Consider the following 14,030-nt stretch of genomic DNA (forward strand, 5'->3'; position numbering starts at 1 on the left):
GCCGGATGCGGACTCCGGCAGCCGGCCCGGTTCCAGCTTATGGCGGCGGCCGGCCGCCGGGCGAGCGGCCCACCGGCCCGCGCGCGGGCTCACCGGGCCTGCTCCAGCGCCAGGTTGAGCTCCAGCACGTTGACGCCCGGTGCGCCGAGAACGCCGAGCGGGCGGCCCGCGGTGTGCTCGGCCACGAGCGCCCGCACGGTGTCCGGCGGCAGGCCGCGCGCGTGCGCCACCCGGTCCACCTGGATCGCGGCGTAGGCCGGCGAGATATGCGGGTCGAGGCCGCTGCCGCTCGCGGTGACGGCGTCCGGCGGGACGGCGCTCTCGGGCACCCCGTTCTCGGCGGCCACCGCCGCGCGGCGCTCCTCGACCAGGGCGCGCAGCTCCGGGCTGTTCGGCCCGAGATTGGACGCGCCGCTGGCCGCGCCGTCGTAGCCGTCCGCTCCGGCGGCGGACGGCCGCGGGTGGAACCACTCGGGTCCGGTGAAGTTCTGGCCGATCAGGGCCGAGCCGACGATCCGGCCGTCCGCACGGACCGGCGAACCGTTCGCCTGGTGGGGGAACACCAGCTGGGCCAGCCCGGTGACCGCGAGCGGGTAGCCGACGCCGAGCAGCACCGTCATGACGAGCAGGAAACGGACGGCCGCGTTGTAAGGGCGCAGCCACTGCGGTAGAGGTCCCATGTCACACCAGTCCTGGGATGCGGGAGACGACCAGGTCGATCAGCGCGATGCCGGCGAACGGGGTGACGAGACCGCCGACCCCGTACACCAGCAGGTTGCGGCGCAGCATGCGGGCGGCGCCCATCGCCCGGTAGGCGACGCCGCGCAGCGCCAGCGGGATCAGCGCCACGATGATCAGCGCGTTGAAGATCACCGCTGAGAGGATCGCCGACTCCGGGCCGGCCAGCCCCATGATGTTCAGGTGGGCCAGCCCCTCGTAGCCGGCGATGCCCGCGAACATCGCCGGAATGATCGCGAAGTACTTGGCGACGTCGTTGGCCACCGAGAACGTGGTCAGTGCGCCCCGGGTGATGAGCAGCTGCTTGCCGATCTCGACGATCTCGATGAGCTTGGTCGGGTCGGAGTCGAGGTCGACCATGTTGCCGGCCTCCTTGGCCGCGCTGGTCCCCGAGTTCATGGCGACGCCGACGTCGGCCTGGGCGAGGGCCGGGGCGTCGTTCGTGCCGTCGCCGGTCATCGCCACCAGCCGGCCGCCCTCCTGTTCCCGACGGATCAGGTCGAGCTTGTCCTGCGGGGTCGCCTCGGCGAGGAAGTCGTCCACGCCGGCCTCCTCGGCGATGGCGCGCGCGGTGCGCGGGTTGTCGCCGGTGATCATCACCGTGCGGATGCCCATCGTCCGCAGCCGTTCGAACCGCTCCCGCAGCCCCGGCTTGACGACGTCCTTCAGGTGAATGACGCCGAGCACGCGCGCCGTCGCGCCGTCGGCCTCGGCGACCACCAGCGGGGTGCCGCCATTCTCCGAGACGGTGTCGACCAGGGCCGTCACCGCTGCGTCGTAGCGTCCCCCGTTACGTTCGACCCAGCGTTTCACCGCCGACCCGGCGCCCTTGCGGATGCGCCGTCCGCCGGCCAGGTCCATGCCGCTCATCCGGGTCTCGGCACTGAACGGCACCGGGGTGCCTTCGACGCCGTCCAGGGTCGCCACGGCTGCGGCGACCGGTTCGGCGGGCGAGCCGGCGGGCAGCCGCCGGGCGCGGCAGAACGCGCCGATGCTGCGGCCCTCAGGAGTGTCGTCGGCCGAGCTGGCCAGCAGCGCGGCCGTCGCCAGCTCCGGCTCGTCCACCCCGTCCACCGGCAGCAGCTCGTGGGCCTGCCGATTGCCGAGCGTGATGGTGCCGGTCTTGTCCAGCAGCAGGGTGTCGATGTTGCCGGCGGCCTCCACGGCCCGGCCGGACATGGCGAGCACGTTGCGGCGCACCAGGCGATCCATCCCGGCGATCCCGATGGCCGACAGCAGCGCGCCGATGGTGGTGGGGATGAGACAGACCAATAGCGCCACCAGCACAAGGATCGACTGCGGCCGGCCCGCGTAGCCGGCGAAGGGCTGCAGGGTGACGACCGCGAGCAGGAAGACGATGGTCAGCGACGCCAGCAACGTGCTCAGGGCGATCTCATTGGGGGTCTTCTGCCGGTCGGCGCCCTCGACCAGGGCGATCATCCGGTCCAGGAAGGTGGCGCCCGGCTCGGCGGTGATCCGCACGACGATCCGGTCGCTGAGGACCCGGGTGCCGCCGGTGACGGCGCACCGGTCGCCGCCGGACTCGCGGATGACCGGCGCGGACTCGCCGGTCACCGCCGACTCGTCCACGCTGGCGACCCCCTCCACGACGTCGCCGTCGCTGGGGATGGTGTCGCCCGCCTCGCACACCACGAGGTCGCCGACGGCCAGCCGGGTCGCCAGAACGACCGTCTCCGCGCCGTCGCGGAGCAGCCGTGCGGTGGTCTCGGTACGGGCGCGCCGCAGCGTGTCGGCCTGCGCCTTGCCGCGTCCCTCGGCGACGGCTTCGGCCAGGTTGGCGAACAGCACGGTCGCCCACAGCCACAGCGTGGTGACCCACGCGAACACGCTCGGCTGCACGGCGGCGAACACCGTGGTGAGCGCCGCACCGACCAGTACGACGAACATGACCGGTGCGTGGATCATCGTGCGCGGGTCGAGCTTGCGCAGCGCCGAGGGGAGCTGGGCCGCCAGCGCCCGCGGGTCGAAGAGCCCGGGCAGCGGGCGCGGGTGGGCCTCGGACGGTCGCGGCCGGCCCTCGGGACGCGGTGGTGTGGTCGTTTCGGACATCTAACTCAGTCCTTCGGCGATGGGGCCCAGCGCGAGCGCCGGGAAGAAGGTGAGCCCGGTGACGATGAGGATCGTGGCGGTGAGCATGCCCACGAACAGCGGCCGGTCGGTCGGCAGCGTGCCGGAGGTCACCGGGGCGGGTCGCTGCCGGGCGAGGGCACCGGCCAGCGTGATGACGAAGACGATGGGCAGGAACCGGCCGAAGAGCATCGCCAGCCCTACCGTGGTGCTGAGGAACGGCGTGGCGGCGTTGAGCCCGCCGAACGCGCTGCCGTTGTTGTTGGCCCCGGAGGCGAAGGCGTACAGCACTTCGGTGAAGCCGTGGATGCCGCCGTTGGTCATGGCGTCGCGGGTGGCCGGCACGGCCATGGCGATGCCGGTGAACACCAGGACCAGCGCGGGCGTGGTGAGGATGTAGAGCGCGATGAGCTTGATCTCGCGCCCGCCGATCCGCTTGCCGAGGTATTCGGGGGTGCGGCCGATCATCAGCCCGCCGAGGAAGACGGTGAGCATCGCCAGGACGAGGATGCCGTAGAGTCCGGAGCCCACGCCGCCCGGGACGATCTCGCCGAGGAGCATGTTGAAGAGCGCGAGCCCGCCGCCGAACGCGGTGAAAGAGTCGTGCATGGAGTTCACCGCTCCCGTGGAGGTGGCAGTGGTGGCCGCGGCGAACAGCGCGGACGCCCATTCGCCGAACCGGACCTCCTTGCCCTCCATGGCCGCGCCGGCCGTCTGCGTGGCGATGCCGTGGCCTGCCACCTCGGCGGCCGTGAGACCGGCCAGCACCAGACCGAAGATGACGCCCATGGCGGCGAGCAGGGCGAGTCCGTGCCGCCGGCTTCCGGACCCCGAGCGTGCCAGCATGGTGCCGAACGTGCGGGTGAGGCAGACCGGGATGAGCAGCAGGAGCAGGACCTCCAGCAGGTTGGTCCAGGCGGTGGGGTTCTCGAAGGGATGCGCCGAGTTCGCGTTGTAGGGCCCGCCCCCGTTCGTGCCGAGTTCCTTGATCGCCTCCTGGGAGGCGATGGGACCGCCCGGCAGAGTCTGGGTACCGCCCGCCAGCGTGGCGTGCTCGGTGAGCCCGGACAGGTTCTGCACGGCCCCGCCCGCGACCAGCAGCAGTGCCGCGACGAACGAGAGGGGCAGCAGCACCCGCACCACGGTTCGTGTCAGGTCCACCCACACGTTGCCGAGCTGTTCGCTGCGCCGCCGGACGAGCCCGCGGACCAGCGCCACCGCCACCGCCATGCCCACCGCGGCGGACAGGAAGTTCTGCACGGCGAGGCCGGCCATCTGGGTGAGGTGTCCCATGGTGGACTCGCCGGCGTAGGTCTGCCAGTTCGTGTTCGTCACGAACGAGACCGCGGTGTTCCACGCGGTCGCGGGGTCGACCGGAGCCATGCCGACGGCGAGCGGCAGCCGGTTCTGGAGACGCTGCAATGCGTAGAGGACGAGCACGGAGAGCAGCGAGAACGCCAGTACGCCGCGCAGGTAACCGGCGGCGGTCTGCTCCCGGTGCGGATCGACCCCGCAGAGGCGGTAGACGAAGCGTTCGGGGGCGAGGTGACGGGATGTGGTGTAGACGTGCGCCAGGTAGTCGCCGACGGGGACGTAGAGGGCGGCGAGCAGGGCGAGGAGGAGGCCGATCTGCGCTAGCCCGGCGGGGGTGTCGGACACGGATTCAGAACCTCTCGGGCCGGAGCAGGGCGATCACCAGGTAGACCAGCAGGCCGACGGCGGTGACCAGGCCGACGATGTCGAAGACGGTGGCGGTCACGGGCGGGACACCCCTCTGGCGGCGAGCCCGACGATCGCGAAGCACACGAGCGTCAGGGCGAGATAGCCGACGTCGAGCACGGGTCGCTCCCTTCCACCGGCCTGGTGGCAGCGTCGGTCGCTGGCTCGGGTCCCGAGTCCGGTCATTCGGGATTCAACCCCGCGATTGCCCACGTATCAGGCGCCTTAATGGCCCTCTGACGCCCCACGGGGGCGTTTTTGACGCTCCCTTAACATTCGCCCGGTATCCGGCGGCGGACCGGAGACCGGTGGACGCGCGGCACGGAACCGCCCGCACCCCGGGAGCCGGTGCCGGATAGGCTGCCCGTGCCCCCGAGTGAGGAGTGACGCATGCCACGACCCAAGGTCGGCTTCACCTTCCCGTGCCGGCTTCCGTTGTCCGGCCTGCCGCCGATCGCGCGGGAGGTGGAACGGGCCGGGTTCGACGAGTTGTGGGTCGTCGAGGACTGTTTCCTGGCCGGCGGCATCGCGACGACGGCGACCGCGCTCGCCGTCACCGAACGCATCACGGTGGGACTCGGCATCCTGCCGGCCGTCGCCCGCAACGCGGCCTTCACCGCGATGGAGCTCGCCGCGCTCGCCGAGGCCCACCCCGGCCGGCTCATCGCCGGTCTCGGGCACGGCGTCCCCGCCTGGATGCGGCAGATCGGCGCCGCACCCGCGTCGCCGCTCACCGCGCTCGCCGAGCACCTCGACGCGGTGCGCCGGCTGCTCGCCGGGGAGACCGTGACCACGCAGGGCAGATACGTGCGGCTGGACGGGGTCGCGCTGGACTTCCCGCCCGCCGTGCCGCCGCCGGTGGTGGCCGGCGTGCGCGGGCCGAAGTCGCTGCGGGTGTCCGGCCGGTACGCCGACGGCACCCACCTGGCCGAGCCGGCCTCGCCCGAGTACATCGCCGCCGCGCGGCGGTCGATCGAGACGGGCCGGACCGGCCAGGAGCGGCCGCACCGGATCGACGTCAACGCCTGGCTGCACGTGGACGACGACGCCGACCGGGCCCGCGCGGCGCTGCGCCCGACCGTCGCCGCGGCCGTCACCGACCCGGCACTGGCCGCGCACATCGAGGCGCTCGACTTCGCCGCCGACGCCCGCGAGCTGGCGCGGCTCCCCGAGGCCGAGCGTGTGGCCGCCGTCCCGGACGCCTGGGTGGACGCTCTCGCGGTCGTGGGCACGCCGCGGGACTGCGCCCGCCGCATCACCGAACTCCACGAGGCGGGCGCCGAGAGCGTCATCCTCTACCCACCCGGCGACGTGACGGAGCAGCTGTCCCGGGCGGCCGGGCAGGTGCTGCCGCTGCTGCGGGGCTGAGGCCGGAAGCGGTGCGCGCCCGCCGCCGTGCCGGGCGGGATCAGCGCGCGACGAGCGGGGCGATACCGAGGCGGTCGCGCACGGCGGCCGTGGTGGCGCGGAGTTCGGCGCTGGTGCCGCCCGGGTGCGCGAGCAGCGGGCGGGTGTCGTGCAGACCGGCGCGTTCGACCAGGCGCTTCTCGTTGAGCACCCACTCCCGGCGCGCGGCGAGACGGGCGTGCGCCGCGCTGAGCACCGCGTCCACGAGCATCCCGGCGCACGCGACGGGGTCGCCGGCCTCCGCGTAGCCCCCGGCGAACATCAGCGACGTGCTCGCACGGCCGGTCCAGTGGCCGGACGCGGCGGCGGCCAGCGCCTCGGAGAACTCCGGCCGCGGCACCGTCCCCGATATGGGGCGGCCGATCGCGAGTTCGCCCACGGGCAGGTAGGTCGGCGCGCCCACGACGTAGCCGCCCTGGGTCAGCACCTCGAACTCCCCGCGCCCGGCGTCGGCGGCCCATCCCTCGATCCGGTCGAGGTCGCGGAACAGCACGTCGACCGGCGTGCCCTCGACCGACAGCCAGGCGCCGCCGTGCACGATCGGCCCCCACTCGCCGAGCGCGGACACGTAACCGGGGTGGCCGAGCCGCCGGACGTCCTCGGGATCGACCGCCCTCTCGGAGGAGCGGTAGTACACGCCGAGGTCCCAGTCGCTGTCCGGCCGGTGCGTCCCGGCGGCGCGCGAACCGCCGAGCACCACCGCCACCGCTCCGGGCAGCGTGGCGAGCCGGTCGGCGAGTGCGGCGACGTGCGGGGGAAGATCCGGGGGCTGTGGGCTCATGGCGACCAGGCTAGAGGACCGGGCGGCGCTGGTGCGGCACCGGCGGCGGACGGTCCGGTGTCGGTGGTGCGGCCTACGATCGGCCGGCACCACGGAGGGCCGTCACAACGGAGTCGAGAGGATACGGGATGTCGAGGAACACTGAGACTGTCGAGACCTACCTTGCGGGATTCCGCCGGAACGATCACGCGCAGATCCTGTCCTGCCTGACCGACGACATCGAGTGGACCGTCTTCGGGCACTTCCACCTGGTCGGCAAGCGCGCCTACGAAGCGGCGATCGAGGGCCCCGGCTTCGCCGGGCCACCGCGCCTGGAGGTGGTGCGCATGGTGGAGCAGGACGACGTCGTGATGGCGGAGCTGACGGGTTCGGCCACGCGTGACACCGGCGAGGAGATGCGAATGTCCATGGCCGAGGTGTTCGTCATGCGCGACGGGAAGATCGCCGAGCGCCGCGCATGGGTGATCGAGCTGACGGAGAACGACCACCGGTGAGCGCCGCCCGGATCAGGCCAGGCCGCGGCGTACCGCCGCGGGCGGGCGGCGGCCCTGGATCGAGGCGACCATGTCGAGCGCCTGACGCACCTGCCGGGGATGGTCGGTGACGAAGTACCGCGCGCCCAGCCACGCGTAGACCGCGGCCAGCGCGACGGCCTCGGCCGGGTCGGCCGCCCGGCCCGGCTCGGGGAGACAGCGCACGAGAACCGGCCGGGACCGCCCGGCGAGCGCGCGCACCAGGTCGGCCGGTGGGCGATCACCGGCGTCGGTCACGCCGTCCGGCACCTCGTCCGGCGGGACGATGTGGAAGGGAGCGTCGTCGGGCACGCCCCGAGTGTCGCACGCGCCTCGGCCGCGCACGCGCCGTGTCGGAACCTGCCCGGTCCAGCCCGAGCGGCTGCGAAGCGGGAATATGGCACGATCGAGGCGTGAACCAAGCCATCCTGATCCTGACCGCCCTGGCCGCCGTGGCGGTGCTGGCCGGTGTGGCGTTCGCGGTCATGGGGCGCGGCGGCCAGCTGGCGCGATTCCCGGCGGACCACCCTCCGCTCGACCTTCCCGACGACCGGCCGGTGGCCGGCGCGGACGTCGCCCGTGTCGAACTTCCGCTGGCGCTGTGGGGCTACCACGTGCGCGCGGTGGACGAGGTGCTGCGCCGCGTGGCGGTGGCCCTTCGGGAGCGCGATGAGCGCATCGCCGAACTGGAGCAGCGGCTCGCCGAGGCGCGCACGTCCACGGGCCCGGCAACGTGGTATCCGCGGTCGCCCGGCGACGCCGCCGAGCCCGCCGCCCCCGGCGAACCGGACTCGGCGGAGCGCACCCGGCCGGATGTCCTGGTCGAGGACCCCGCGTACGGCGAGCGGTCGGTGTCCGCCGGCGCCCGGCGGGGCGGTGACCTTTCCCACGACGATGAGGACCCGCGGAGCGAGTGAGCGCGCGGCGCCGCCTGCCGTACCCGTCCGTCGGTCGCCGAGCGGCGAGGTGCTGAGCGTCCGGAGCCGTCGACGCTCGTGGGCGGAGCTGTTTTCGCGTTGGCGGTGCAGGGGAGTGAGACGCCCGCCGACCGCGTGTGCGGCTGCTCACCGCCTGGCGCCACGAGCGGTGGATGCCGCTCACCCGGGCGCGCGGCTGCCACGAGGCGGGCGGGCGCATCGACGCGGTCACCGGGCCCGATCGTGCGGGGCCGCTTCGAGGTCGTTCCGCTGCCGGGCGGGCGGAGCCGGGTGCTGTGGACCGAGCGGATCGATCCACCGCTGGGGACGCTCGTGCGGCTGATGTGGCCGCTGGCCCGCGTTCCGCTGGTCGCTGCGCGCCCTGGGGCGCCTGGCACGCGATGCGGCGTGAGGGCGGGGTGAGTCGGCGCCGGCCGGTGGACACCGTGCCGTGCGACCGCTCTCCCGGTCGCGTGGCGTGTGTCGTTCGTCACGTTGAATGTCCTGATGGTCGTCGTTCGGGTGGCTTATTCTCTGTCGCTGAACCCCGCGGGTCGGCCGATGTGCCCGCCCGCCTTGGAGGAAGCGATGTTCTGTTCGTCCCATCCCGACCCGGGCCCATCCCGCCCGACCGCGGACCTCCGGTGAGTCCCGTGCCGACGCGACCGGAGCGGCCGGAGCCGGAACACGCCGGAACGGCCGAGCCGCCCTCACCGATCCGGCGGATGTCCCTGTGGCCGCCGCCCAGGTCCGCCCGGCACAACGGCCGCCGCCGGCGCGCCGTGGTGGTGGGCGCCGCCGCGGCCGCGGTGCTCCTGGCCGCCGGTGGCGCCGCCGCGTGGCTGTTCCTCCGCCCGTCGTCCGGTGACGACGGGACCGGCGTGCCCGAGAGCTTCGCCGGCGCCTGGTCCGGTGAGATGGCGCAGACCGACGAATCGGGGGCGCACGTGGTCGACTGGGGCGCGACCGTCCGGCTCACCGCGGGATCGGACACCGGCAGCGCCGAGTGGTTCACCCTCAACTGCCGGGGCAGCCTCACCCTCGCCGAGCGCGCCGAGGACCGGCTGGTGTTCGACTACGTCGAGACCTACGACCCCGAGCAGCGCTGCATCGACGAGGTCGAGCTGACGCTGGAACCCGGCGTCCGGGCCGGGAGCCTGGAGGCCCGGTGGGTGGCCGTCTCCCACGACGGCACCACCATGACGTCCACCGGCTCGCTGCGCTGAGGTCCCCGCGCCGGAGCGCGCGGCGGCACCGGCCCCGGCGGATCGTTCGGTCTGACGGCTCCGCGGGTTAGGGTCGGCTGGTGAGGCGCGCAGCCGTGCGCCGTGCGTGGGAGGTGTTATGGCGGGCATCGGGCCGCTGAACGACGACGACCCGCGGCAGGTGGGGGAGTACCGGCTCACCAGGCGGCTCGGCCGTGGCGGCCAGGGGGTCGTCTACCTCGCCGAGTCCGCCGACGGCACCGAGGTCGCGGTGAAGATGCTGCACGCCGACGCTCTCAACCTGGCCGGACTCCGCCGCCAGCTCGCCGACGAGGTCGCCACCGCCCGCCGGGTCGCCCGGTTCTGCACGGCCCAGGTGCTCGACGCCGACATCGACGCGGAACCGCCGTACGTCGTCAGCGAGTACGTCGAGGGGCCCTCGCTCAGGGACCTGGTGCGGCGCGACGGGCCGCTGCGCGGTGCCGCCCTGGAGCGGCTCGCGGTGGGCACCATCACCGCGCTGGCGGCGATCCACCAGGCGGGGATCGTGCACCGCGACTTCAAACCGGCCAACGTGCTCATGGCGGCGGACGGCCCCCGGGTGATCGACTTCGGGATCGCGCGGGTTCTGGAGGGCACCGCCATCCTGACCAGCAGCATCACCGGTACCCCCTCCTACATGGCGCCGGAGCAGATCACCGGCGGGCCGCTCGGCCCGGCGGTGGACATGTTCGCCTGGGGCGCGACCATCGTGCACGCGGCCACCGGGAGCGGGCCGTTCGGGCACGGTTCGCTGCGCGAGGTGGTGAACCGGGTCGTCAACGAGCCGCCCGAACTCGGCGACCTCGACGGCCCGCTTCGGGAGATCGTCACCCGCTGCCTGTCCAAGGAGGCGGCGCAGCGGCCGGGCGCGGCCGAGACGCTGCTCCGCGTGCTCGGGGTGACCGGCGGCGCGAGCGATGCCGCCGAGACCTCCGGAGCCGAGGCGGCCACCGGCGACCTTCCGGTGCAGACGCTGCGGGCCGGCGCGATCGCCGCCGCGGGAGCCCCCACCGAACCGCCGTCGGCGCCCGGTGCGCCCCGGCCCGGGGCGCACCGGGCACCCGAACCGGCGGCGAACGGCGGCACTGGTCCCGGCCGCCCGATTCGTGCGGGCACGGCTCCCGGGCCGCTGTCCGGTCCACAGGCGCCGCCGGGGTCCGCGACCGGACCGCGCACGCCGCCGCCCGGCGGGTTCGGCTCCAACGTCCGCATCAGTTCCGGTCCAGGCGGCGCGTTCTTCACCGGTGGTCCGGATCCCGGTGGCGCGTCCGGAACCGCGCCACCGCGCGTTCCCGGGCCGCCCTACCTCGCACCGCGCCCGGCCCCCGCGCCCGCGGCTCCGCCGCCGGTCGGTCCGGGCGGAGCCGGGGCACCGCCCTTCGCGGCCGGCGGCTATCCACCGCCCGGGCCGGTCGCGCCGCCGCCCGGCCCGGTGCCCCCCGCCCCGCGCCGGCAGCAGGGGATCAACGTGCTGTTGCTGGCCGCGGTCCTCGGCGGCGTGCTGCTCGTGGCGGTGGCCGGCCTCGTGGTGGTGGTCCTGCTGCTCAGCCAGGTGAGCGCCTGACGGCTGCGGCCGGGCCGATCACCGGCCCTCGAAGACCGGCGCGCTCTTGTTGACGAAGGACAGTGTCGCGTTGAGATGGTCGGTGGTCTCCGCGCACTGGTCCTGCAGGCTCGCCTCCATCTCCAGAGCGTTCTGCAGGTCCAGCCCCGAGCCGAACGTCAGCTCCGCCTTGATCGCCGCGTAGGCGACCGTGGGGCCGTTGGCCAGTCGCACCGCCAGCTCACGGGCGGCCGTGGCGAGTTCGTCCGCCGGAACGACCCTGGTGACCAGACCGATCTCCAGAGCGCGGTCCGCCCGTACCGGCTCGCCCAGCAGGAGCAGCTGCATGGCACGCGCGTGGCCCACCAGGCGGGGCAACGTCCACGAGGTCCCGGAGTCCGAACCGAGCCCCACGCCTGCGAACGCGGTCAGGAACGTCGCCCGGTCCGAGGCCACCCGCAGGTCGCAGGCGAACGCGATCGAGGCGCCGGCACCGGCGGCCACGCCGTTGACGGCGGCGATGACGGGCTTGGGCATGCGGGCCAGGGCGAGCACGATCGGGTTGTAGTGCCGGCGCACGGTGTCGCCGAGCCCCTTGCCCTCGCCGAGCGAGGCCGCGTGCTCGTGCAGGTCCTGGCCGGCACAGAACGCCTTCCCGCTGCCGGTCAGCAGGACCGCCCGCGCCTCACGGTCGGACTTGGCGCGTTCGACCGCGGCGAGCAGCGCCTCCTTGGCCTCGACCGTCAGCGAGTTCATCGCGTCCGGGCGGTTCAGGGTGATCGTCGCGACGCCCTCAGAGAGTTCGTAGCCAACGCTGTCGGAATCGGGCACGGGAATCCCCTGTTCATGGTCGATCGGCTCGGCCCCGGCAGGCGGCCCTCCGGCGCCGCGGCTATAACCTTAACTGTTCAGAATCTTTGGGCCCGGTGCTGCGGGGACCGCTCGATCGTTCCCAATCCGGTCTGAAAACCGAGATAATGACAGACCAGTGATTCGATCACTGCGTCACGCGGATGCGGCCCAGGACCCGGCGGGGCTCGCCGGAGGCGAGCCGGAGCGCAGGTGGAGCGGCCCATTCACGCGAGGTCTTCCTACGAAAGGGGTTAGGGCATGGCGGCGATGAAGCCGAGGACCGGTGATGGTCCGATGGAGGTCACCAAGGAGGGTCGCGGCATCATCATGCGAGTCCCGCTGGAGGGCGGCGGGCGCCTTGTCGTCGAGCTGTCGGCCGAAGAGGCGACGGAGCTGGCCGCCGCCCTGAACGGCGTGGTCGGCTGATCCCCTGTTCGGGCGTTAGCCGTTGCGCAGCCGCTCGGACGGTTCTCCCGCTCCGCAGCCGCTCGGACGGATTTCCCGCTCCGCAGCCGCTCGGGCTGGCCCACCGACCGCCGTTTCCTCCCGTACGGCACCGGGGAGCCGTGGCCACTGTCCGCAGGGGCGCCCCGCCCCTGTTCGGTGCCCGGCGCTCTTCGCGGCGGTGGGACGGTGACAGCCAGGTAACTGCCGGCTCCATGCAGTATGTCGAGATTGTGAGCGTTCGTGCCCTTCGCTACTGAGATCCGACCGGTTCCGGGACCTCTCACCGACTCCGCCGCCGACCTGCTCGCGCTCCCCATCTCCGCGGGGTCGGGCGAACCGGTGGTGGCCGTCCCCGGCCGGGGCGACCTCCCCGCCGACCTCGCCGCGCGCCTTCCGGCGCCGCTGCCCGAACTGGTCGCCCACTACGACTTCACGGGCAGGCCAGGTGAGACCGTCGAATTCCCGATCGCGCTCGATCGCGGGCTCGTGCGATTCGCGCTCGTCGGCGTCGGTGACCTCGGGGCGCGGGATCTGCGCAAAGCCGGGGCGGCGTTGGCACGGCTGGCGCGGGGACGGCAGCACGCGGCGGTCGTGGTGCCAGGGGAGCGAGTCGGCGAGCGCGACCAGGGGCACCATGCCGCCGACGGCGCGGGTCTGACCGCGTTCGTTGAGGGCGTGCTGCTCGCGAGCTACACGTTCTCCCTGGCGGCCGAGCCCAAGAAGCCGCGTCCCGTACCGCTGGTCGAGCTGGTGTCGGACGATCCCGACCGCCACCGTGCCGCGGTCGATCGCGGCCGGGTCCTCGCCGGCGCCACCGCGCTGGCCCGGGATCTCGTCAACACCCCGTCCGCCGAGAAGGACCCCGCCTGGCTGGCCGCGCGTGCGCAGGAGGCCGCCGGTGCGGCGGGTCTGGCGGTGAAGGTGTGGAACGAGGCCGACCTGGAGCGCGAGGGCTTCGGCGCCATCCTCGCCGTGGGCCGTGGATCGGCGCGCCCGCCACGCCTGGTGCGCGTCGAGTACCGTCCGGAGAACCCGGACCGGCACGTCGTGCTCGTGGGCAAGGGCATCACGTTCGACACCGGCGGGTTGTCGTTGAAGCCGAACGACAACATGAAGCTCATGAAGACCGACATGAGCGGCGCCGCGGTGGTGCTCGGCGTGCTCTCGGCGCTCGCCGAACTCGGTTCCCCGGTGCGCGTCACCGGGCTGCTCGCGATCGCGGAGAACGCCTTCTCCGGGAGCGCGCAGCGTCCCGGCGACGTCATCACCACCTACGGCGGGCGCACGGTCGAGGTGCTCAACACCGACGCCGAGGGCCGCCTGGTGCTGGCCGACGCCATGGACTATGCCGTCGCCGAGCTGGCGCCCGACTGCATCGTCGACGTCGCCACCCTCACCGGCGCGGCGAAGCTGGCGCTCGGAACGGGGATCGGCGCGCTGTTCGGCACGGACGACGGCCTCGCCGCCCAGCTGGTCGAGGCCGGTGAGCGGTCCGGCGAGGCGCTGTGGCGGATGCCGCTCGTCGAGGAGTACCGGGAGACGCTGCGGTCCCGGGTCGCGGATCTGGCCAACATCGGCACCAAGCCGGAGTTCGGCCGCCCCGGCGCCACCGAGGCGGCGCTGTTCCTGCGCGAGTTCACCGGGGGCGTCCCCTGGGCGCACCTGGACATCGCCGGGCCGGGCCGGTCCATGGCCGACAACGCGGAGCTGACCAAGGGCGGCACCGGATTCGGCACCCGGTTGCTGCTGCGCTGGCTCACCGAGCGATAACGGCCGGCC

Annotated in this window: 15 protein-coding genes; 7 read left to right on the top strand and 8 right to left on the bottom strand. The window is 73.6% G+C overall.

Features of this window, described 5'->3' with window-relative positions; all coding sequences use genetic code 11:
• Positions 1 to 89 precede the first annotated feature (89 nt).
• From kdpC to ACFQRF_RS07780, 5 genes are read right to left on the bottom strand one after another with little or no spacing between them, the layout of a single operon-like run.
• Entirely contained in the window at positions 90 to 680 is a 591-nt protein-coding gene (kdpC, locus tag ACFQRF_RS07760) for a potassium-transporting ATPase subunit KdpC (protein WP_379870044.1), read from the bottom strand.
• 1 nt (position 681) lies between these two features.
• A complete protein-coding gene (gene kdpB, locus ACFQRF_RS07765) occupies positions 682 to 2,808 on the bottom strand; it encodes a potassium-transporting ATPase subunit KdpB (RefSeq protein WP_379870046.1) in 2,127 nt (708 codons plus the stop codon).
• Complete coding sequence (kdpA, locus tag ACFQRF_RS07770) at positions 2,809 to 4,485, bottom strand: potassium-transporting ATPase subunit KdpA (RefSeq protein WP_379870048.1); 1,677 nt, start codon at positions 4,483 to 4,485, stop codon at positions 2,809 to 2,811.
• Positions 4,486 to 4,489: 4 nt separating this feature from the next.
• Entirely contained in the window at positions 4,490 to 4,585 is a 96-nt protein-coding gene (gene kdpF, locus ACFQRF_RS07775) for a K(+)-transporting ATPase subunit F (protein WP_379870049.1), read from the bottom strand.
• The gene (locus ACFQRF_RS07780; RefSeq protein ID WP_379870051.1) at positions 4,582 to 4,731 is read right to left on the bottom strand and encodes a hypothetical protein; all 150 of its coding nucleotides are present in this window, start codon (positions 4,729 to 4,731) and stop codon (positions 4,582 to 4,584) included. Before ACFQRF_RS07780 ends, kdpF begins: the two co-directional genes overlap by 4 nt.
• A 204-nt stretch (positions 4,732 to 4,935) precedes the next feature.
• Between ACFQRF_RS07780 and ACFQRF_RS07785 the strand changes: the two genes are divergently transcribed.
• Entirely contained in the window at positions 4,936 to 5,913 is a 978-nt protein-coding gene (locus tag ACFQRF_RS07785) for an LLM class flavin-dependent oxidoreductase (protein WP_379870052.1), read from the top strand.
• Between the two features lie 40 nt (positions 5,914 to 5,953).
• On the opposite strand, the gene ACFQRF_RS07790 is transcribed toward ACFQRF_RS07785, so the two are convergent.
• Positions 5,954 to 6,733: a nucleotidyltransferase domain-containing protein gene (locus tag ACFQRF_RS07790; protein ID WP_379870053.1), complete on the bottom strand. Its 780-nt coding sequence runs from the start codon at positions 6,731 to 6,733 to the stop codon at positions 5,954 to 5,956.
• 128 nt (positions 6,734 to 6,861) lie between these two features.
• Between ACFQRF_RS07790 and ACFQRF_RS07795 the strand changes: the two genes are divergently transcribed.
• Positions 6,862 to 7,227, top strand: coding sequence for a nuclear transport factor 2 family protein (locus ACFQRF_RS07795; RefSeq protein WP_379870054.1), 366 nt, complete (start codon positions 6,862 to 6,864; stop codon positions 7,225 to 7,227).
• A gap of 12 nt (positions 7,228 to 7,239) precedes the next feature.
• Here the strand turns inward: ACFQRF_RS07795 and ACFQRF_RS07800 are convergent, their stop codons facing one another.
• Positions 7,240 to 7,557, bottom strand: a complete 318-nt coding sequence (locus tag ACFQRF_RS07800; protein ID WP_379870056.1) for a hypothetical protein — start codon at positions 7,555 to 7,557, stop codon at positions 7,240 to 7,242.
• 146 nt (positions 7,558 to 7,703) lie between these two features.
• Here ACFQRF_RS07800 and ACFQRF_RS07805 point away from each other — a divergent pair, with 146 nt between their 5' ends.
• The 3 genes from ACFQRF_RS07805 to ACFQRF_RS07815 all read left to right on the top strand — a co-directional run bounded on the left by ACFQRF_RS07805 (position 7,704) and on the right by ACFQRF_RS07815 (position 10,973).
• A complete protein-coding gene (locus ACFQRF_RS07805) occupies positions 7,704 to 8,162 on the top strand; it encodes a hypothetical protein (RefSeq protein WP_379870419.1) in 459 nt (152 codons plus the stop codon).
• 653 nt (positions 8,163 to 8,815) lie between these two features.
• Positions 8,816 to 9,388 carry a hypothetical protein gene (locus ACFQRF_RS07810; protein WP_379870058.1) on the top strand — a complete coding sequence of 191 codons (573 nt, stop codon included), beginning with the start codon at positions 8,816 to 8,818 and terminating at the stop codon, positions 9,386 to 9,388.
• Positions 9,389 to 9,506: 118 nt separating this feature from the next.
• Positions 9,507 to 10,973 (top strand): serine/threonine-protein kinase, encoded by a 1,467-nt coding sequence (locus ACFQRF_RS07815; protein ID WP_379870059.1) that lies wholly within the window; start codon positions 9,507 to 9,509, stop codon positions 10,971 to 10,973.
• Positions 10,974 to 10,991: 18 nt separating this feature from the next.
• Here ACFQRF_RS07815 and ACFQRF_RS07820 read toward each other — a convergent pair whose 3' ends face one another.
• The gene (locus ACFQRF_RS07820) at positions 10,992 to 11,783 is read right to left on the bottom strand and encodes an enoyl-CoA hydratase-related protein (RefSeq protein WP_379870061.1); all 792 of its coding nucleotides are present in this window, start codon (positions 11,781 to 11,783) and stop codon (positions 10,992 to 10,994) included.
• A 279-nt stretch (positions 11,784 to 12,062) separates the two neighbouring features.
• Here ACFQRF_RS07820 and ACFQRF_RS07825 point away from each other — a divergent pair, with 279 nt between their 5' ends.
• The gene (locus ACFQRF_RS07825) at positions 12,063 to 12,230 is read left to right on the top strand and encodes a DUF3117 domain-containing protein (protein WP_114397387.1); all 168 of its coding nucleotides are present in this window, start codon (positions 12,063 to 12,065) and stop codon (positions 12,228 to 12,230) included.
• 261 nt (positions 12,231 to 12,491) lie between these two features.
• The gene (locus ACFQRF_RS07830) at positions 12,492 to 14,021 is read left to right on the top strand and encodes a leucyl aminopeptidase (RefSeq protein WP_379870063.1); all 1,530 of its coding nucleotides are present in this window, start codon (positions 12,492 to 12,494) and stop codon (positions 14,019 to 14,021) included.
• Positions 14,022 to 14,030: the final 9 nt, after the last annotated feature.

It is taken from the genome of Marinactinospora rubrisoli (genome assembly GCF_042664915.1).
Lineage (GTDB): Bacteria > Actinomycetota > Actinomycetes > Streptosporangiales > Streptosporangiaceae > Marinitenerispora > Marinitenerispora rubrisoli.